The organism is Klebsiella sp., from assembly GCF_027492335.1.
Taxonomy (GTDB): domain Bacteria; phylum Pseudomonadota; class Gammaproteobacteria; order Enterobacterales; family Enterobacteriaceae; genus Klebsiella; species Klebsiella huaxiensis.
Genome location: NZ_JAPUEW010000099.1, coordinates 1 through 18,169, shown reverse-complemented (window position 1 = coordinate 18,169; position 18,169 = coordinate 1). Strand labels below are relative to the sequence as shown.

The window sequence follows — 18,169 nt, the reverse complement described above, 5'->3', positions numbered from 1 at the left end:
ACTATTCACCTTGCACAGTGGCAGCGACTATGAAATTTGTCTCCTTTAATATCAACGGCCTGCGTGCCCGCCCGCATCAGCTGGCCGCCATCATCGAAAAACACCAGCCGGACGTCATCGGACTACAGGAAACGAAAGTTCATGACGATATGTTTCCGCTTGAAGACGTGGCGAAGCTTGGCTACAACGTTTTTTATCATGGGCAGAAAGGTCATTACGGCGTTGCGCTACTGACCAAAGAAACGCCTGTCTCCGTACGTCGCGGTTTCCCAAACGACGGAGAAGAAGCCCAGCGCCGCATCATCATGGCGGAAGTCCCTTCCCCGTTTGGCAACGTGACGGTGATTAACGGTTACTTCCCGCAGGGAGAAAGCCGCGATCACGAAACCAAATTCCCGGCTAAGGCGGCGTTTTACCAGAATCTGCAAAACTATCTGGATACTGAGCTGAATAAAGACAATCCGGTTCTCATCATGGGCGATATGAATATCAGCCCCACCGATTTGGATATCGGTATCGGCGAAGAGAACCGCAAGCGCTGGCTGCGTACCGGCAAATGCTCGTTCCTGCCGGAAGAGCGTGAATGGATGGAGCGCCTGCTGGGCTGGGGCCTGGTGGATACTTACCGTCATGCGAACCCGCAAGATAACGAACATTTCTCATGGTTCGACTACCGCTCGAAGGGCTTTGATGACAACCGCGGCCTGCGTATCGATCTGCTGCTGGCGAGTAATCCGCTGGCGCAGCGTTGTGTCGAAACCGGCATTGACTATGAAATTCGTGGCATGGAAAAACCGTCCGACCACGCGCCGGTTTGGGCAACCTTCAAACCGTAAATCTTTCCCTGCATCAGGCTCTCTGCACCGGAGAGCCTGAGCCATATCAAAAAAGCCGCGGTAATAGATTGTGAACGGCGGCAAACTATTATACTGTCGCGCGCACTTTTACCGCCCGCGCAAGACAGGAGAACCCAATGCAAAAGAAGCCGTCATAAAGCAGAGTATAAGCTGCTTTCTGTTGTGGTCGTATTGAGCATTGTCGCCTGTATTATCCAGCAGTCGGGTTTTACCGAGCTGGTCACCAATTTTCAACACCTGCGTGAGATTATTCGCCAAAGCGGTACCTTCGGCTATACGCTCTATATTCTGCTGTTTATTATCGCCACCCTATGCCTGATCCCTGGCAGTATTTTAGTGATTGCCGGAGGGATTATTTTTGGCCCGCTGCTGGGCACCGTGCTATCGCTGCTGGCCGCGACCGTCGCCTCTTCGCTATCGTTTCTGTTCGCCCGCTGGCTGGGCCGCGAGCTGCTGCTAAAATACGTCGGTCAGACGGCGATATTTCAGGCAATCGAAAGAGGTATCTCCCGCAGCGGAACGGATTTTTTAATTCTGACCCGACTCATCCCGCTATTTCCTTATAATATCCAGAATTATGCCTATGGCCTGACAGCTATTCCATTTTGGTCATTCACCTTTATTTCCGCTATCACCACCTTACCCGGCGTATTTATATATACGCTGATGGCCAGCGAGCTTATCCGCGACGGTATTACGTTCCTTTTTGTGCTTAAGCTGACTCTCGCGGGACTGGCCTTATTTGCCCTGATCCAGACGGCGAAAAGATATGCCCGCTACCGGCGAATCGATACCGAACAACGACAGGCTAACGATGAAAAATTATAACGCGTACTATCGGGCGGCGATCGGCATCGTGCTGATCGTCGCCCTGCTGGCCTGGTGGCTGGTACCTGGCGTAAATACGTTTATGCAGCACAGCCTGGCGGCCTTTGCGACCCTCGATCAGCAGTCGATTGAGCGCTTTATCGACTCCTGGGGGCCGCAGGCCGCGCTCGTCTCCTTCGCGTTGATGATTCTGCAAGCGATCGTCGCCCCACTTCCCGCCTTCCTGATAACTTTCGCCAACGCCTCCCTGTTTGGTGCCTTCTGGGGCGGCGTGCTTTCGTGGGTAAGTTCCATGGCCGGGGCGGCGCTGTGCTTTTTCATCGCCAGAGTACTGGGTCGCGAGGTGGTGGAAAAACTTACCGGCAAAAGCGTGTTGCAGAGTATGGATGGCTTTTTTACCCGCTACGGTAAACACACCATCTTAATTTGTCGCCTGCTACCCTTCGTGCCTTTTGATCCGGTGAGCTATGCCGCCGGGTTAACGTCAATGCGCTTTCGCCACTTTATGCTGGCCACCGGCCTTGGCCAACTGCCCGCAACGATAGTCTATTCATGGACCGGTAGCCTGCTTACCGGCGGCACCTTCTGGCTGGTGACCGGTTTATCGATCCTGTTTGCGCTGGCAATTGTGGTGGTCGTCGCAAAAGCCCTCTATCTTGAACAGCAAAAGAGGAGTTCACGATGAGCTTACCGCCCCTGAAGTCAATTCCCCTGATTCTTCGCCCGCAGGCATGGCTGCACCGCCGCCACTACGGCGAAGTACTCAGCCCTATCCGCTGGTGGGGGCGCATTCCGCTGGTGTTTTACCTGGTGTCGATGTTCGTCGGCTATCTGGAGCGCAAACGCTCGCCCCTCGACCCGGTACTGCGATCGCTGGTCAGCGCCCGCATTGCGCAACTCTGCTTGTGCGAGTTTTGTATTGATATTACCAATATGAAACTGGCGGAACGTACCGGCAGCAGTGACAAGCTACTGGCGGTCGCCGACTGGCGAAACAGCGCATTATTCAGCGAGCGTGAGCGGCTGGCACTGGAGTATGCCGAAGCCGCCAGCATGACGCCTCCGGTCGTCAACGATGCGCTGCGCAGTAAAATGGCCGCGCAATTTGATGCCCAGGCGCTGACCGAACTCACGGCGCTTATCGGTTTACAGAACCTGTCGGCGCGCTTTAACTCGGCGATGGCGATCCCCGCACAGGGGCTATGCCAGATCCCAACCGATTCAAAACCATAAGGAGTGGTTATGCGCAGTTTGTTGATCCTGGCTTTACTATTGATCTCTCCATTGACTGCCAGCGCCAACTGGCAATCCACCCAACACGAAGCCCGCGGTCAGACGGTATGGTTTAACGCCTGGGGTGGAGATCCGGCGGTCAACCGCTATCTCGATTGGGTCAGCGGCGAAGTAAAGCGTGATTACGCCATCGACCTGCGCATCGTGCATATCGCCGACGCCGCAGACGCGGTTAAACGCATCCAGACCGAAGCCCGGGCCGGGCGCAGTCAAGGTGGTTCCATCGATCTGCTGTGGGTCAACGGCGAAAACTTCCGCACTCTGAAAAGCGCAAATCTACTGCAAACTCAATGGGCGGAAACGCTGCCCAACTGGCGTTTTGTTGATACGAAAAAACCGGTACGTGAAGATTTCTCTATCCCGACCGATGGCGCAGAATCACCGTGGGGCGGTGCCCAGCTCACCTTTGTCGCCCGCCGTTCGCAAACGCCTGATGCCCCCAAGAATGCGCAGGAACTGCTGAAGTTCGCCGCCGCCCATCCCGGTAGCGTCACCTATCCGCGCCCGCCGGACTTTACCGGCACCGCCTTTCTCGAACAGCTGCTGCTGACGCTCACCCCGCAGCCCGATGCCCTGAGCCAGCCGCCGCAGGAAGCCACCTTCGCCGCCGTGACCGCGCCGTTGTGGCACTATCTTGACCAGCTTCATCCTCTGCTGTGGCGCGAGGGTCGCGACTTCCCGGCTTCACCCGCTCGAATGGATGCCATGCTGAAAAATGACACCCTTAAGCTATCAATCACCTTTAACCCACTGCACGCTCAACAAAAAGCGGCGAGCGGAGAGTTGCCGAAAGACAGCTACGGCTTCGGCTTCAGCGAGGGCATGCTCGGTAACGTCCACTTTGTGGCGATCCCAGCCAACGCCCGCGCAGCGGCGGGCGCAAAAGTGGTCGCCAATTTCCTGCTTTCGCCCGAAGCGCAGCTGCGCAAAGCTGACCCGACAGTATGGGGCGACCCCAGCGTGCTGGATCCGGCGAAATTAACGGGTGAGGAGCGTCAGGCCTTCAACGCCGTTTTACCGCAAAATTTGCCACCGATGCTGGCCGAACCGCACGCCGCCTGGGTTGACGCGCTGGAGCAGGAATGGCTGCGCCGCTACGGTACGCACTAACGCTGCTAACCTGGGGATTGGTAGCGCTGATTTATTTGCCGCTGCTCCCGGCGGCTTCACTGATGGCGCTGCCAGCGCAGCGTCTCTCCTGCTGGCAGGCGCTATTTGCCGATCCACAGTTCACTCAGGCGCTAACGGCGACTCTGGTTTCGACGCTGCTGTCGGTTGGCGGCGCGCTGCTTATCACCGCTACTGTTGTTGCCGCACTCTGGCCATCGACTGGCTGGCAACGGCTGGTGAGAAGGCTTCCGCTGCTGCTGGCGGTGCCCCACATCGCTTTCGCCACCACTGCCCTGCTGCTGTTTGCCGAGGGCGGCTGGCTCTATCGCCTCTGCCCCTTTTTATCCCCCACGGTCGACCGCTACGGCATCGGTCTTGGCCTGACGATGGCGATTAAAGAGAGCGGTTTTCTGTTGTGGGTGGTTTATGGCCTGTTGGATGAGAAGCGTCTGGCCGGGCAGGCCACGGTATTAAAAAGCCTCGGTTATGGTCGCTGGCAGTGCCTGAATTGGCTGGTTTTACCGACGCTGCTTCCGTCGCTGTCGATAGTGCTGCTGGCGACCGCCGCCTGGAGCCTTTCGGTGGTAGACGTCGCGCTGGTGATCGGCCCCGGCAACCCGCCGACGCTGGCGGTGCTGGCATGGCAATGGTTAAACCAGGGCGATGATGCACAGCAGGCCAAAGGCGCTATCGCCAGCCTGGTCTTGCTGTTGATCCTCGCCGTGATGGCGACCGGGGCATATGGCGCGTGGCGTCTCTGGCGTCGGCGAATACCGTGCGTTGAGGGAATGCGTCAACCGCAGCCACGCGCGCTGGTCGGGAAAACGTTCGCCATTTTCCTGCCGCTGTGCGGTGTAGTCTGCGCCCTGTTTCTCGCGGCGGTCGCGCAAAATACTCAGCCGGCCAGCGAGAGCGTCAGCAATAGTTTATGGTTGGGGCTATGCTCAGCGCTTATCGGAGCGGTGATTTGCCTGCTGTGGCTGGAGCTTGGACCCTCCCGCGTCAGTGGATGGATTTGGCTACCGCTGGTTCTCCCTGCGTTACCGCTGGCGGACGGGCAATATCAGTTAGCGCTGTATGCATGGCTGGACGGCGAGTGGCTCACCGTTTTGTGGGGACATCTGCTGTGGGTGGTGCCGTGGATGCTGTTTATCCTGCTCCCGGCGTGGCGTAGTCTCGACCCGCGCACGGTGCTGGTCGCACGCACCCTCGGCTGGCAACGGGGGCGCATCTTCTGGCTGGTCACTCTACCCTCGCTAACGCGCCCTTTGTTAACCGCGCTGGCGGTCGGCTTTTCAGTGAGCATCGCGCAATATCTGCCAACTCTGTGGCTGGGGGCCGGACGTATTCCAACGCTCACCAGCGAAGCCGTGGCCCTGAGCAGCGGCGGCGATACGGTAACCCTCGCCGCCCAAGCGTTATGGCAGCTTCTCTTACCGGTGATCTTCTTTGCCCTCACCGCCCTGCTGGCCTGGCTGACGGGCCGCTATCGACAAGGATTACGCTAATGTTGGCCGTCAAAAACTTAACCCTGGAGCTCGATAAACAGTCGCTGCTGCGCAATGTTGATTTTTCAGTGGTTCCCGGTGAAGTCCTGACGCTGATGGGGCCGTCCGGTAGTGGAAAGTCGACCCTGTTTGCCTGGATAGTGGGTGCGCTGGCGGAGAATTTCCGCGCCTCCGGCGAACTGTGGCTGGATAATCAGCGCTGCGATAATTGGCCAACCGAGCGGCGACGCATCGGTATTTTGTTTCAGGACGCGCTGCTGTTCGACCACTTCAGTGTCGGGCAAAACCTGCTGCTGGCGCTTCCTGCGGACATTAAAGGGATGCAGCGAAGAGCCCAGGTGGAACAGACGCTGGAGCACGCCGGGCTGGCGGGTTTCTATTCCCGCGATCCTGCGACCCTTTCCGGCGGCCAGAGCGCGCGGGTCAGCTTGCTGCGCGCCCTGCTGGCACGACCGCAGGCGCTGCTGCTGGATGAACCGTTTAATCGCCTCGACGTTGACCTGCGCGCCGACTTTCGCCAGTGGGTATTCGACGAACTGGCACGTCTGGCGATCCCTGCGGTGCTGGTCACCCATGACAGCCAGGATACTCCCATCGGGGGGCGCTGTTTGCATATGAGCCTCTGGCAATGAAATCCTGCGCTATCGCAAAGAATTATTCACTGATAACGCGGAGAATTGCCGCTCAATTTTCTACTGTCGGGCATTTCGATGAAACGTGTTTCTCAATTGACCGCACTCGCCCTGCTGATGGGGCTTGCTGCTACTTCCACCCTCGCCGCTGAAACCATGCCAACGCTCACGCTTTCCACCCTGCAACAGCAGAATGGCGTCACCATTGATACCCGTCTCAGCGCTTTCTATAACGGTTGGCCGCAGAATGCCAACGGCACGCAAGGCCATGAGCCGCAGGCGCTGAATCTTTCCGCCAACTGGCTTAGCGCCATGAGCGACGAGCAGATCAGCGACTGGGCTAAGCAACATAATTTACAGGCAGCAACGCCGATTGCGCTGTACGGCAATGCGGACGACAACGCCAAAGTCGCTGCGCGCCTTCAGACCGCCGGATTTACCCATCTCAGCACGCTCGGCGATGCCCTGAGCCATGCAGATCGGCTGCAAAAGCTGCCGCATTTTGAGCAACTGGTGTATCCGCAGTGGCTGCACGACCTTCAGCAGGGTAAAAAGGTGACCGCCGCCCCTGCCGGACAATGGAAGGTGTTTGAAGCCGCCTGGGGCGCGCCGAAGTTTTATTTGCTCAACCACATTCCGGGTGCCGGTTATATCGACACCAACGAGGTTGAAAGCGAGCCGTTGTGGAATAAAGTCTCCGACGAGCAGCTTAAAGCAATGCTGGCAAAACATGGTATTCGCCATGACACCACGGTGATTCTGTACGGTCGCGACGTCTATGCCGCAGCCCGCGTGGCGCAGATCATGCTGTATACCGGTGTGAAAGATGTGCGTCTGCTCGATGGCGGCTGGAAAACCTGGTCCGATGCCGGGCTGCCAGTCGAGCGAGGGACGCCGCCGAAACAGAAATCCGAGCCGGACTTCGGCGCGACGATTCCGGGTCAGCCACAGCTGATGCTCAATACCGAACAGGCTCGCGCCCTGCTGCATCGTCAGGATGCTTCGCTGGTAAGCATTCGTTCCTGGCCGGAGTTTATTGGTACCACCAGCGGCTACAGCTACATCAAGCCGATGGGTGAGATTGCCGGTGCCCGCTGGGGCCATGCAGGAAGCGATTCCACTCATATGGAGGATTTCCATAATCCTGACGGCACCATGCGCAGCGCCGATGATATCGCCGCGATGTGGAAATCATGGAATATTCTGCCGAACCAGCAGGTCTCTTTCTACTGCGGCACCGGCTGGCGCGCCTCAGAAACGTTTATGTACGCCCGGGCGATGGGCTGGCAAAACGTCTCGGTGTACGATGGCGGCTGGTACGAATGGAGCAGTAATCCGAAAAACCCGGTTTCTCACGGGGAGCGCGGTCCGGATAGCAGTAAGTAATTCGCTTATTGGCAACATGCGCCGCCGGGAAGCATCCGACCCGGCGCATTTCCCGGAGGCGGTGCTACGCACCTGTCCGGGCTACCGGACCGCAGACGACTGTGAACCCGTAGGCCGGGCAAGGCGTCAGCCGCCGCCCGGCATCAAACATGCTCACTAAACTCCCACCTGTTTAAGTGTGACATAACCACTCCACACCCGCGTAAAGGTCGTCAGCCAGCACAGCGCGCCAAAAATCCACGCCAGCCAGGCAAACCATTCAGGGAACAGGCAGCCCAGCACAAACAGCGCAATCGTCTCCGTCCCCTCGGTCAAACCGCCAATGTAATAAAACGATTTGTGGGCATAGCCTGGATTATCTATCTGATGCTTCGCCGCCAGCGTGGCAAAGGCCAGAAAGCTGCTGCCGGTACCGATAAAAGCAAACAGCAGCCAGCCACCCGCCAACGCATTGTGCGCCGGGTCAGCGAGGATAAAGCCAAACGGCACCAGCGCGTAAAACAGGAAATCGAGCGAAATATCCAGAAAGCCACCCGCGTCGGTCAGCCCGCACCGCCGGGCAAGTGCGCCGTCTAAACCATCCAGCAGGCGATTGAATACTACTGCCGCCAGCGCCGCCTGATACCAGCCCAGCGCCAGAAACGGCAGCGCCAGCACGCCAATCGCAAAACCAAACAACGTCAGGCCATCGGGAGAAATTGCGGGGCGATCCAGCAGCGCGGCGATGGCGTTGAGCACGGGTTTAAGGCGAGGATGTAAATGACGGTCAAGCACAGAGTCTCTCCAGTGGGGTTAGGGTTGTTTGAAAAGCACGAAGGCGGTGATAATAGGCCATTATCCCGCACAGAACGATGATTCACATGCTAAAAACCATTGATGTTGTTGCCGCCATTATCGAACGCAACGGACAAATTTTGCTGGCACAGCGACCTGCACACGCCGACCAGCCCGGGATGTGGGAATTCGCCGGCGGTAAAGTCGAGCCAGGCGAAACACAAGCTCAGGCGCTGATCCGTGAGCTTCAGGAAGAACTCGGGATCATCGCCCAACCGAAATGCTATATCGCCAGCCATCAGCGCGAAGTCTCCACCCGCCTGATTCATCTTCACGCCTGGTGGGTCCCACATTTTAGCGGCGAGCCAACAGCCCACTACCACAGCCAGCTACGCTGGTGTTCGCCACAGGAAGTCTTAACATTCAATCTTGCGCCAACCGACATCCCCCTGCTGGAAGCCTTTATCGCCCAACGTGCATCTCTCCTTTCCCGCTAATTTTGTCAGGCTATTGTCATCGTTTTTGATTATGACCAAAGCCTAATTATAAATTTTGCTTTCTGGACAATTTTTCCTTGCTTAACTAACGATTCCCGGTGGTATAGTCGGAAAATCGGCCTTTTCAAGAGCCGAATCATAATAAATATACCCTAAATAATTCGAGTTGCTTAAAGGCGGCAAGGGAGGGAGTCCCCAGGAGCATAGATAACTATGTGACTGGGGCGAGTGAGCGTAGCCAACACATAAGCAACTTGAAGTATGACGGGTATAAATGCAATCACAATCATAAGGGGAACTTATATCAATGGATCAGACGTGCACTCTGGAAGGTTTTCTCGCCCGCGTTCAACAGCGCGATCCAAACCAAACTGAATTTGCTCAGGCCGTCCGCGAGGTGATGACTACCCTGTGGCCTTTCCTTGAGGAAAATCCGCGCTATCGTCAGCTGAATTTGCTGGAACGTCTGGTTGAGCCGGAGCGCGCTATCCAGTTCCGCGTCGTTTGGGTTGATGACCGCAATCAGGTTCAGGTTAACCGCGCCTGGCGCGTACAGTTCAACTCCGCCATCGGCCCGTATAAAGGCGGTATGCGTTTTCACCCCTCTGTAAACCTGTCGATTCTGAAATTCCTTGGCTTTGAACAAACCTTCAAAAACGCCCTGACTACTCTGCCTATGGGCGGCGGCAAAGGCGGCAGCGACTTCGATCCTAAAGGTAAGAGCGATGGCGAAGTGATGCGTTTCTGCCAGGCGCTGATGACCGAACTGTATCGTCATTTAGGTCCGGATACCGACGTCCCTGCCGGCGATATCGGCGTAGGCGGTCGTGAAGTGGGCTTTATGGCCGGGATGATGCGCAAACTCTCCAACAACAGCGCCTGTGTGTTCACCGGTAAAGGCCTCTCCTTCGGCGGCAGCCTGATTCGTCCGGAAGCAACCGGTTACGGCCTGATCTACTTCACCGAAGCGATGCTTAAGCGCCACGGTTTAGGCTTTGAAGGCGCTCGCGTCGCGGTGTCCGGTTCGGGCAACGTAGCGCAATATGCCATTGAGAAAGCGATGGAGCTTGGCGCGCGCGTTATTACGGCTTCCGACTCTAACGGCACTGTGGTTGACGAAGCTGGCTTCACCAAAGAAAAACTGGCCCGCCTGATCGATATTAAAGAGCGCAGCCACGGTCGCGTAGCAGATTACGCCCGCGAATTCGGCCTGACCTATCTTGAAGGCAAGCAGCCGTGGGGCGTACAAGCGGATATCGCTCTGCCGTGCGCAACGCAGAACGAACTGGACGTCGATGCTGCCCGTCAGCTGATTGCTAACGGCGTGAAGGCCGTCGCGGAAGGCGCCAACATGCCAACCACCATCGCGGCAACCGACCTGTTCCTCGAAGCGGGTGTCCTGTTCGCGCCGGGTAAAGCGGCTAACGCCGGTGGCGTGGCCACCTCTGGCCTGGAAATGGCACAGAACGCCGCGCGTATGGGCTGGAAAGCGGAGAAAGTGGACGCGCGTCTGCACCACATCATGCTGGACATCCACCACGCCTGCGTGGAATACGGCGGCGAAGCGAAGCAGACCAACTACGTTCGCGGCGCGAATATCGCCGGTTTCGTGAAAGTTGCCGATGCTATGCTGGCTCAGGGTGTGATTTAAACCTGATATACACACGAGCCGTATAAAAAAGTTAGGTAATATCATGGCAAAACCCCGGTTCCCCGGGGTTTTTTACTGTGAGCTCTCTGCTGCTGAATCAGCCGCAGGCTTCTTACCTTTAGCTTTGGCCCTACCTTTACTCTTGCTAAAACCTTTCTTACCATCGCCCGGCGCGACAATGCCGCGGAAGCGGCGTACCGGAGTACTGCGCGCCTGGTCGATAAGCTGGAACAACGTGCCTACCAGCGGTTGCATAAAGTCCTGATAGCGGCACTGCTTTTCGCTGATTTGCGTCAGGATCGACTCCCAGTGGGCGGTCATATCCGGACGGGTTGCCATTTCGGGCAGCGAATGGAAAAGCGCCTTCCCGGCATCGGTCGAATGAATATAGCGCCCCTTCTTGGTTAAGAAACCGCGCTTAAACAGCAGCTCGATAATCCCGGCGCGGGTTGCCTCCGTACCCAGACCATCCGTCGCACGCAGGATCTTCTTCAGATCCTTATCCTGCACGAAGCGGGCTATCCCGGTCATCGCCGACAAAATCGTCGCATCGGTGAAATGACGCGGCGGCTGGGTCTGACGTTCCACGACTTCGCCCTTTTCGCACAACAGTTCGTCATTTTTAGCCACCACTGGCAGCGGTGTCCCATCGTTTTCCTCATCGCGCTCTTTATTGCCCAGCAGCGTTCGCCAACCGGCTTCCGCCAGGAAACGGGCTTTGGCGATAAATTTGCCGTTGGCGATATCGAGATCGATCTGGCATTTGCGAAACACCGCATCCGGGCAAAACTGCATCAGGTATTGACGAGCAACCAGGCCGTAGACCTTTTCTTCGTTGTCGCTGAGCTTCACCTGTGAGCTGCGCGCGGTGGGAATGATAGCGTGGTGCGCATCGACCTTTTTATCATCCCAGCAGCGGTTGCGGATCTCCGGGTCCACCACCGGCTGCGGTAGCAGGTCTGCCGCGTGCACGCTAATGGCGTTCAGCACCGCATGACGACCGGCAAAATGCTCTTCTGGCAGATAGCGGCTATCCGAACGCGGATAGGTAATGAGTTTGTGGGTTTCATACAGCTTCTGGCAGATATCCAGCACGTTCTGCGCGCTAAAACCAAAGCGCTTCGCGGCTTCAATCTGTAGCGCGGAAAGCGAGAACGGCAGCGGCGCAGGCTCGGAATCCCGCTTGTCGTTATAAGCGGTCACCGTTGCCGGTTGGCCTTCAATGCGCTTAACAACGTGTTCGGCAAGCGGGCGGTGGAGCAAGCGCCCCTCTTCGTCCTGATATGACTCACAGGCTTCGCTTGGCACCCAGTTAGCGACAAAGCGTTCATCCTTCGGCGTGACGATATGCGCCTTCACGTCGAAGAAATCTTTAGCGACGAAGTTTTCAATCTCTTCATCACGGCGCACCACCAGGCCAAGCACCGGAGTCTGCACGCGCCCGACGGATAACACTCCCTGATAACCCGCGTTACGACCGAGAATAGTATAGGCGCGGGTCATATTGATCCCATATAGCCAGTCGGCGCGAGCGCGGGCCAGCGCCGACACGCACAGCGGGATAAACTCACTGTTCGCGCGCAGACGATTTATCGCCCGCTCCACCGCCTGCGGGTTAAGGTCGTTAATCAGGCAGCGTTGCACCTGCTGGCGCTTTTCCGGCGCCAGCTGCAGATAATCCAGCACCTCATCCACCAGCAGTTGACCTTCCCTGTCCGGGTCACCCGCGTGAATCACTTCCTGGGCATCACCGAGCAGGCGCTTAATCACGTTAAGCTGTTTGGTCACAGACGGTTTGGGTTGAAGCTGCCACTTCTCAGGCACGATGGGCAGGTCGAGCAGGTTCCAGCGCGCATAGCGCCCGTCATAGACGTCAGGCTGCGCCTGCTCCAGTAGATGGCCGATACACCAGGTGACCACCTGTCCGTCACCGCACTCAATGTAGCCGTCGCCTTTGCGATGCGGCTTTGGCAGCACCTCAGCGATGGCGCGCCCGAGACTTGGTTTTTCCGCAATAAACAGCCGCATGAAATCAACGGATCTCGATCATTGGGCGACCGCCGCGGGCGGTGACCAGCTCGCCGATGGCGGCAAGCGTAATACCGTACTCAGCCGCCGCGGCCTGAACCTCAGCTTCCGCATCCGGCGTTACCGCCAGCAACAGACCGCCGGAGGTCTGCGGGTCGCACAGCAAATCGCGCCACTCTGGCGGCATTTCGCCCATCAGATGACCGTAGCTGGCAAAGTTACGCCCGGTACCGCCCGGGACCGCGCCCGCTGCAATATACGCTTCCACACCAGGTAGTTTCGGGATATCGGCGTAAGTTAGCTGCGCCTGTACACCCGCGCCACGGCACACTTCGCTCAGGTGGCCAAGCAGCCCAAAGCCGGTGACGTCGGTCATCGCTTTTACGCCTTCAATGTTGGCAAACGCTGAACCAACGAGGTTCATCTGGCACATGGTTTCCGTCGCCAGCCCCTGATGCTCAGGCTTCAATAGCGATTTTTTCTCGGCGGTAGTCAGCACGCCGATACCCAGCGGTTTAGTGAGATACAGTTTGCAGCCTGCCTGAGCGGTGCTGTTTTTCTTCACCCGCTCGGTCGGCACCACGCCGGTCACCGCGAGACCGAAAATAGGTTCCGGGGCATCAATCGAGTGGCCGCCCGCAAGAGCAATGCCCGCCTGCTGGCAAGCAAAGCGCCCGCCATCGACGACCTGACGAGCGATTTCCGGTGCCAGGGTATTAATCGGCCAGCCGAGAATGGCGATCGCCATGATCGGTTTACCGCCCATCGCGAAAATATCGCTGATGGCGTTGGTGGCGGCAATGCGCCCGAAGTCGAATGGGCTATCGACGATCGGCATAAAAAAGTCGGTGGTGCTGACAATTGACGTGCCGTTGCCGAGGTCATATACGGCTGCATCATCGCTGGTCTCATTGCCCACCAGCAGATTCGGATCGATAAACTTCGCCTGGTCACTCTGCAGAATCGTTTCCAACACTTTAGGGGAAATTTTACACCCGCAACCGGCTCCGTGGCTGTATTGCGTTAAACGAATAGCTTGCTCGCTCATGGACATCTCCTGTCATTGCAATCCCGCTATGGTAGCGCCCAAATGCCAAGGTGATAAGTACGACAGTCCTAAATCGCGCATAGTTGCTCATTAAGCAGACAAAAAACCGATTTTGCGATACAGAACCCTTTTTTTAACGCCACTTTAACCTCTACTAAAAAATGACAGAAATGTGACAAAAAAAATTCTGTTTCATCTGGACATATAACAACGTAAGGAAATTTTAATGAAAAAGCGCGTTCTCGCCCTTTGCCTGGCCAGTTTCTTCTCCATTAACGCTTTCGCCCTGGCTCCAGCCGGTAACGACGTCACCACTAAACCCGATCTCTACTATCTGACCAATGCCCAGGCCATTGATAGCCTGGCGCTGCTGCCACCGCCACCGGAAGTAGGAAGCATCGCATTTTTAAACGATCAGGCGATGTATGAAAAAGGTCGTCTGCTGCGCGGCACCGAGCGCGGTAAATTAGCCGTGGAAGACGCGAATCTGAGCGGCGGCGGCGTGGCCAATGCCTTCTCTGGCGCCTTCGGTTCGCCCATTACCGCGAAAGATGCGCCGGAGCTGCATAAGTTACTGACCAATATGATTGAAGATGCCGGGGACCTGGCGACGCGCGGCGCGAAAGAGAAGTATATGCGTATTCGGCCATTTGCGTTTTACGGCGTCGCCACCTGTAACACCACGGAACAGGATGCGCTGTCGAAAAACGGCTCCTATCCTTCCGGCCACACCTCTATCGGCTGGGCCACGGCGCTGGTGCTGGCTGAGGTCAATCCACAGCGGCAAAACGAAATTCTTAAACGCGGATTTGAGCTGGGTGAGAGCCGGGTTATTTGCGGTTATCACTGGCAGAGCGACGTAGACGCGGCGCGGATTGTCGGTTCGGCAGTGGTCGCCACGCTGCATACCAATCCGGCCTTCCAGCAACAGCTGCAGAAAGCGAAAGACGAATTCGCTAAACAGCAGAAGTAACTTCTTCGCCGTTGGAACCCCGGAGACGGCGCTTGACGCGCCCTGTCCGGGCTACGGTTCCAAAGTACAGGCCGGGTCAGGCGCTAGCCGCCACCCGGCAAAACGCGGATGCAGTTAGAAATGCGTCACAAACGGCGTGGTATCCGGCAGCGCGAAGCTGGTTGAGGCTTTGAGTTGCGGCGTCCCCAGATAGAGAAAACCAACAATTTTATCCTGCTCACGACAGGCAAAGCCTTCACGTACTACCGGGCTCTCGGTTAACGCACCGCTGCGCCAGATGCCGTTAAAGCCTTGTGCGACGGCCGCCATCTGCATGGCCATGACCGCGCACCCCGCCGACATCTCCTGTTCCCACTTCGGCACCTTAGGGTGATCTTTACAGTGTGCCACCACGGTAATAATCAGCGGTGCACGAAACGGCGCGCTACGGGCCTTCTCAATCGCCTTCTCATCTGCTCCTGCCGCCACCGCACCTTTTTCCAGTAGCTGGCTAAAGCGCTCGCGCCCTTCATCGGCAATAATAAAGAAACGCCACGGTTGCAGCGTTCCGTGGTCCGGCGCGCGCAGGCCAGCGCGAAGGATATTTTCCAGCTGTTCACCTGCCGGGGCCGGGTCAATCAGACGTGAAGCGCTGCGGCGATTAACCAGTAGTTCGAGAGCATCCATCTGTGTAACTCCTGTGATGTGATTTTTCATAAAATTAACATGCGCAAGGATTTTGTTACAGCCCGATGGGTGATTCCTGCTGACAACCGTCGGCACTCTCTTTAGGATAGCCAGACGCGGCGGCCCTTGCGGCTCGCCCATTTTTGATAATGCTTAGGGAGAATACATGCGAACTCTTTGGCGACTGCTCGCCGGAATTTTTAAATGGACATGGCGAGTACTCAACTTCATTCGCCAGCTCGCACTGAACGTGGTTTTCCTGGTGCTGGTGCTGGCCTGCGTCGGCATCTGGGCCCAGTTCAGCACCACCACAACGGAACACACCACTCGCGGCGCGCTGTTGATGGATATCACCGGCGTGGTGGTCGATAAACCTTCGGCCAGCAGCAAACTAGGGGTTATTGGTCGTCAGCTGTTTGGCGCCAGCTCCGATCGTCTGCAGGAAAACTCACTGTTCGATATTGTGCAAACCATTCGTCAGGCGAAAGATGACCGGAACATCACCGGTATCGTGCTGGATCTGAAGAATTTTGCTGGTGGCGATCAGCCCTCGATGCAGTATATCGGCAAAGCGCTGCGCGAATTCCGCGACAGCGGTAAGCCAGTGTATGCCGTTGGCAGCAGCTACAGCCAGGGTCAGTACTATCTGGCCAGCTTCGCCAATAAAATCTGGCTCTCACCGCAGGGCGAAGTAGATCTGCACGGTTTTGCCACCAACGGCCTGTATTATAAATCCCTGCTCGACAAGCTCAAAGTCTCGACCCACGTTTTCCGCGTCGGCACCTATAAGTCAGCGGTAGAACCGTTTATCCGCGACGATATGTCTCCGGCGGCGCGCGAAGCGGATAGCCGCTGGATTGGTGAGCTGTGGCAAAACTACCTCAACACCATCGCCGCTAACCGCCAGATTACCACTCAGCAGCTGTTCCCCGGTGCTCAGGGCGTGATTGACGGACTGCGTAAAGTCGATGGCGACACGGCAAAATATGCGCTGGATAACAAGCTGGTTGATGAGCTGGGCACCTCCACGGATGTGGAAAAAGCGCTGACCAAGCAGTTTGGCTGGAGCAAAGCGGATAACAACTACAGCGCTATCAGCTACTACGATTACACGGTGAAAACGCCTGCCGATCAGGGCTCCGCGATTGCAGTTATCTTTGCTAACGGCGCGATAATGGATGGCGAAGAAACGCCGGGTAACGTTGGTGGCGATACCACCGCCGCACAAATCCGCGACGCGCGTCTGGATCCGAAAGTTAAAGCTATCGTTCTGCGGGTCAACAGCCCTGGCGGCAGCGTCAGCGCCTCAGAGGTGATTCGCGAAGAGCTGGCTGCGGCAAAAGCGGCAGGTAAACCCGTCGTCGTCTCCATGGGCGGCATGGCCGCTTCCGGCGGTTACTGGATCTCAACCCCGGCGGATTACATTGTGGCGAACCCAAGCACCCTCACCGGCTCCATCGGTATCTTTGGGGTGATTAATACCGTCGAGAATACGCTGGGGTCGATTGGCGTACACACCGACGGCGTGGCAACCTCGCCGCTGGCCGATGTCTCCACCACCAAAGCGCTGCCGCCAGAAGTGCAGCAACTGATGCAGTTGACCATCGAAAATGGCTATAAGCGCTTCATCACCCTGGTGGCGACCGCGCGTAAGAGTACGCCGGAAAAAATTGACCAAATCGCTCAGGGCCACGTCTGGACGGGTGAAGATGCGAAGGCTAACGGCCTGGTCGATGGCCTCGGCGACTTCGACGACGCAGTGGCGAAAGCTGCAGAGCTGGCGAAGCTGAAACAGTGGCATATCAATTACTATCAGGAAGATCCCACTTTCTTCTCAATGATGGTAGATAGCCTGACCGGTTCAGTCCGCGCGGCGCTGCCGGCAGCGATACAAGCGTATCTGCCTGCGCCCGTGGCTGCTGCGGCTAACGCGGTGAAAACCGAGAGCGACAAGCTGGCGGCGTTCAACGATCCGCAAAACCGTTACGCTTTCTGCTTAACCTGCGCCAATATTCGTTAATCCTCTGCCGCCCCAATCACGGGGCGGCATTTATACACTTCATCCATTACACACGAAAGCAGCCAACGCACATGCAACTTGCAGCGTGTCGGGTATATACTTCGCCGGTCCATGTATAACCTAAGCGATGCTATGCAGAAGAAATCTATTTACGTTGCCTATACCGGCGGCACCATTGGTATGCAGCGTTCTGAACACGGCTACATTCCCGTTTCCGGTCATTTACAGCGCCAGCTGGCGTTAATGCCCGAGTTCCACCGCCCGGAGATGCCGGACTTTACCATCCATGAATACGCCCCGCTGATGGACTCTTCCGATATGACGCCGCAAGACTGGCAGCATATCGCCGACGATATTCGCGACCACTATGACCAGTACGATGGTTTCGTGATCCTTCACGGTACGGATACTATGGCGTTTACCGCCTCGGCGCTCTCCTTCATGCTGGAGAATCTGGGAAAACCAGTCATTGTGACAGGGTCACAAATCCCTTTGGCCGAGCTGCGCTCTGACGGACAGATTAATCTTCTTAACGCGCTGTACGTCGCCGCCAACTACCCGATTAATGAAGTGTCGTTGTTCTTCAATAACCGCCTCTATCGTGGTAACCGCACCACCAAAGCTCATGCCGATGGTTTTAATGCCTTCGCGTCGCCGAACCTCGCGCCGCTGCTGGAAGCGGGGATCCATATCCGCCGCCTCGGTACGCCTCCGGCCCCGCACGGCGTGGGCGAGCTAATCGTTCACCCAATTACCCCGCAACCGATTGGCGTGGTAACGATTTATCCCGGTATTTCCGCCGATGTAGTACGCAACTTCCTGCTCCAGCCGGTAAAAGCGCTTATTCTGCGCTCGTATGGTGTAGGTAACGCTCCGCAAAACGGCGAGTTTATCCAGG

Annotated in this window: 17 protein-coding genes; 13 read left to right on the top strand and 4 right to left on the bottom strand. The window is 56.9% G+C overall.

The features are described from left to right. Window positions 1-29: 29 nt before the first annotated feature. From xthA to QVF11_RS27330, 8 genes are all read left to right on the top strand, one after another. Window positions 30-836, top strand: coding sequence for an exodeoxyribonuclease III (gene xthA, locus QVF11_RS27365; RefSeq protein ID WP_112216759.1), 807 nt, complete (start codon window positions 30-32; stop codon window positions 834-836). A gap of 183 nt (window positions 837-1,019) precedes the next feature. Further along, window positions 1,020-1,685 (top strand): TVP38/TMEM64 family protein, encoded by a 666-nt coding sequence (locus tag QVF11_RS27360; RefSeq protein ID WP_287860906.1) that lies wholly within the window; start codon window positions 1,020-1,022, stop codon window positions 1,683-1,685. Then, window positions 1,672-2,370: a TVP38/TMEM64 family protein gene (locus tag QVF11_RS27355; protein ID WP_287860904.1), complete on the top strand. Its 699-nt coding sequence runs from the start codon at window positions 1,672-1,674 to the stop codon at window positions 2,368-2,370. The genes QVF11_RS27360 and QVF11_RS27355 overlap by 14 nt, the downstream gene beginning before the upstream one ends. Further along, window positions 2,367-2,918, top strand: a complete 552-nt coding sequence (locus tag QVF11_RS27350; RefSeq protein ID WP_182238079.1) for a carboxymuconolactone decarboxylase family protein — start codon at window positions 2,367-2,369, stop codon at window positions 2,916-2,918. The genes QVF11_RS27355 and QVF11_RS27350 overlap by 4 nt, the downstream gene beginning before the upstream one ends. Before the next feature lie 9 nt (window positions 2,919-2,927). Further along, window positions 2,928-4,088 (top strand): ABC transporter substrate-binding protein, encoded by a 1,161-nt coding sequence (locus QVF11_RS27345; protein ID WP_287860901.1) that lies wholly within the window; start codon window positions 2,928-2,930, stop codon window positions 4,086-4,088. After that, on the top strand, window positions 4,061-5,596 hold the full coding sequence (locus QVF11_RS27340; RefSeq protein WP_287860899.1) for an ABC transporter permease subunit: 1,536 nt from the start codon (window positions 4,061-4,063) through the stop codon (window positions 5,594-5,596). The genes QVF11_RS27345 and QVF11_RS27340 overlap by 28 nt, the downstream gene beginning before the upstream one ends. Next, window positions 5,596-6,228, top strand: coding sequence for an ATP-binding cassette domain-containing protein (locus tag QVF11_RS27335; RefSeq protein ID WP_287860897.1), 633 nt, complete (start codon window positions 5,596-5,598; stop codon window positions 6,226-6,228). The genes QVF11_RS27340 and QVF11_RS27335 overlap by 1 nt, the downstream gene beginning before the upstream one ends. Window positions 6,229-6,306: 78 nt before the next feature. Continuing rightward, window positions 6,307-7,614 (top strand): sulfurtransferase, encoded by a 1,308-nt coding sequence (locus QVF11_RS27330; protein ID WP_287860895.1) that lies wholly within the window; start codon window positions 6,307-6,309, stop codon window positions 7,612-7,614. A 156-nt stretch (window positions 7,615-7,770) separates the two neighbouring features. Here the strand turns inward: QVF11_RS27330 and QVF11_RS27325 are convergent, their stop codons facing one another. Further along, window positions 7,771-8,388 carry a CDP-alcohol phosphatidyltransferase family protein gene (locus tag QVF11_RS27325; protein WP_287860893.1) on the bottom strand — a complete coding sequence of 206 codons (618 nt, stop codon included), beginning with the start codon at window positions 8,386-8,388 and terminating at the stop codon, window positions 7,771-7,773. An 86-nt stretch (window positions 8,389-8,474) separates the two neighbouring features. Between QVF11_RS27325 and QVF11_RS27320 the strand changes: the two genes are divergently transcribed. Together QVF11_RS27320 and gdhA are read left to right on the top strand one after the other, a co-directional pair. Further along, the gene (locus tag QVF11_RS27320) at window positions 8,475-8,885 is read left to right on the top strand and encodes a pyrimidine (deoxy)nucleoside triphosphate diphosphatase (RefSeq protein ID WP_287860891.1); all 411 of its coding nucleotides are present in this window, start codon (window positions 8,475-8,477) and stop codon (window positions 8,883-8,885) included. 307 nt (window positions 8,886-9,192) lie between these two features. Further along, entirely contained in the window at window positions 9,193-10,536 is a 1,344-nt protein-coding gene (gdhA, locus tag QVF11_RS27315; protein ID WP_110273561.1) for an NADP-specific glutamate dehydrogenase, read from the top strand. Between the two features lie 72 nt (window positions 10,537-10,608). On the opposite strand, the gene QVF11_RS27310 is transcribed toward gdhA, so the two are convergent. Next, the gene (locus tag QVF11_RS27310) at window positions 10,609-12,564 is read right to left on the bottom strand and encodes a DNA topoisomerase III (RefSeq protein WP_287860889.1); all 1,956 of its coding nucleotides are present in this window, start codon (window positions 12,562-12,564) and stop codon (window positions 10,609-10,611) included. Window positions 12,565-12,568: 4 nt separating this feature from the next. Beyond that, window positions 12,569-13,612 carry a selenide, water dikinase SelD gene (gene selD, locus QVF11_RS27305; protein ID WP_142514204.1) on the bottom strand — a complete coding sequence of 348 codons (1,044 nt, stop codon included), beginning with the start codon at window positions 13,610-13,612 and terminating at the stop codon, window positions 12,569-12,571. Between the two features lie 226 nt (window positions 13,613-13,838). Here selD and phoC point away from each other — a divergent pair, with 226 nt between their 5' ends. Then, entirely contained in the window at window positions 13,839-14,585 is a 747-nt protein-coding gene (gene phoC / locus QVF11_RS27300) for an acid phosphatase PhoC (RefSeq protein WP_110273568.1), read from the top strand. 114 nt (window positions 14,586-14,699) lie between these two features. Here the strand turns inward: phoC and QVF11_RS27295 are convergent, their stop codons facing one another. Beyond that, window positions 14,700-15,251 carry an NAD(P)H nitroreductase gene (locus QVF11_RS27295; protein ID WP_287860886.1) on the bottom strand — a complete coding sequence of 184 codons (552 nt, stop codon included), beginning with the start codon at window positions 15,249-15,251 and terminating at the stop codon, window positions 14,700-14,702. Between the two features lie 166 nt (window positions 15,252-15,417). Between QVF11_RS27295 and sppA the strand changes: the two genes are divergently transcribed. Both sppA and ansA read left to right on the top strand, forming a co-directional pair. Further along, window positions 15,418-17,271: a signal peptide peptidase SppA gene (sppA, locus tag QVF11_RS27290; RefSeq protein ID WP_287860884.1), complete on the top strand. Its 1,854-nt coding sequence runs from the start codon at window positions 15,418-15,420 to the stop codon at window positions 17,269-17,271. Between the two features lie 132 nt (window positions 17,272-17,403). Beyond that, window positions 17,404-18,169, top strand: a 766-nt coding sequence (ansA, locus tag QVF11_RS27285) for an asparaginase (RefSeq protein WP_287860882.1), incomplete at its 3' end; no start/stop codon positions are given.

Excerpts from the sequence above, each read along its gene's own strand:
- phoC (WP_110273568.1), top strand. The coding sequence starts at position 13,839 with ATGAAAAAGCGCGTTCTCGCCCTTTGCCTGGCCAGTTTCTTCTCCATT.
- QVF11_RS27340 (WP_287860899.1), top strand. The coding sequence starts at position 4,061 with ATGGCTGCGCCGCTACGGTACGCACTAACGCTGCTAACCTGGGGATTG.
- sppA (WP_287860884.1), top strand. The coding sequence starts at position 15,418 with ATGCGAACTCTTTGGCGACTGCTCGCCGGAATTTTTAAATGGACATGG.
- selD (WP_142514204.1), bottom strand. The coding sequence starts at position 13,612 with ATGAGCGAGCAAGCTATTCGTTTAACGCAATACAGCCACGGAGCCGGT.
- QVF11_RS27295 (WP_287860886.1), bottom strand. The coding sequence starts at position 15,251 with ATGGATGCTCTCGAACTACTGGTTAATCGCCGCAGCGCTTCACGTCTG.
- QVF11_RS27310 (WP_287860889.1), bottom strand. The coding sequence starts at position 12,564 with ATGCGGCTGTTTATTGCGGAAAAACCAAGTCTCGGGCGCGCCATCGCT.
- gdhA (WP_110273561.1), top strand. The coding sequence starts at position 9,193 with ATGGATCAGACGTGCACTCTGGAAGGTTTTCTCGCCCGCGTTCAACAG.
- QVF11_RS27350 (WP_182238079.1), top strand. The coding sequence starts at position 2,367 with ATGAGCTTACCGCCCCTGAAGTCAATTCCCCTGATTCTTCGCCCGCAG.
- xthA (WP_112216759.1), top strand. The coding sequence starts at position 30 with ATGAAATTTGTCTCCTTTAATATCAACGGCCTGCGTGCCCGCCCGCAT.
- QVF11_RS27320 (WP_287860891.1), top strand. The coding sequence starts at position 8,475 with ATGCTAAAAACCATTGATGTTGTTGCCGCCATTATCGAACGCAACGGA.
- QVF11_RS27330 (WP_287860895.1), top strand. The coding sequence starts at position 6,307 with ATGAAACGTGTTTCTCAATTGACCGCACTCGCCCTGCTGATGGGGCTT.
- QVF11_RS27335 (WP_287860897.1), top strand. The coding sequence starts at position 5,596 with ATGTTGGCCGTCAAAAACTTAACCCTGGAGCTCGATAAACAGTCGCTG.
- QVF11_RS27345 (WP_287860901.1), top strand. The coding sequence starts at position 2,928 with ATGCGCAGTTTGTTGATCCTGGCTTTACTATTGATCTCTCCATTGACT.
- QVF11_RS27355 (WP_287860904.1), top strand. The coding sequence starts at position 1,672 with ATGAAAAATTATAACGCGTACTATCGGGCGGCGATCGGCATCGTGCTG.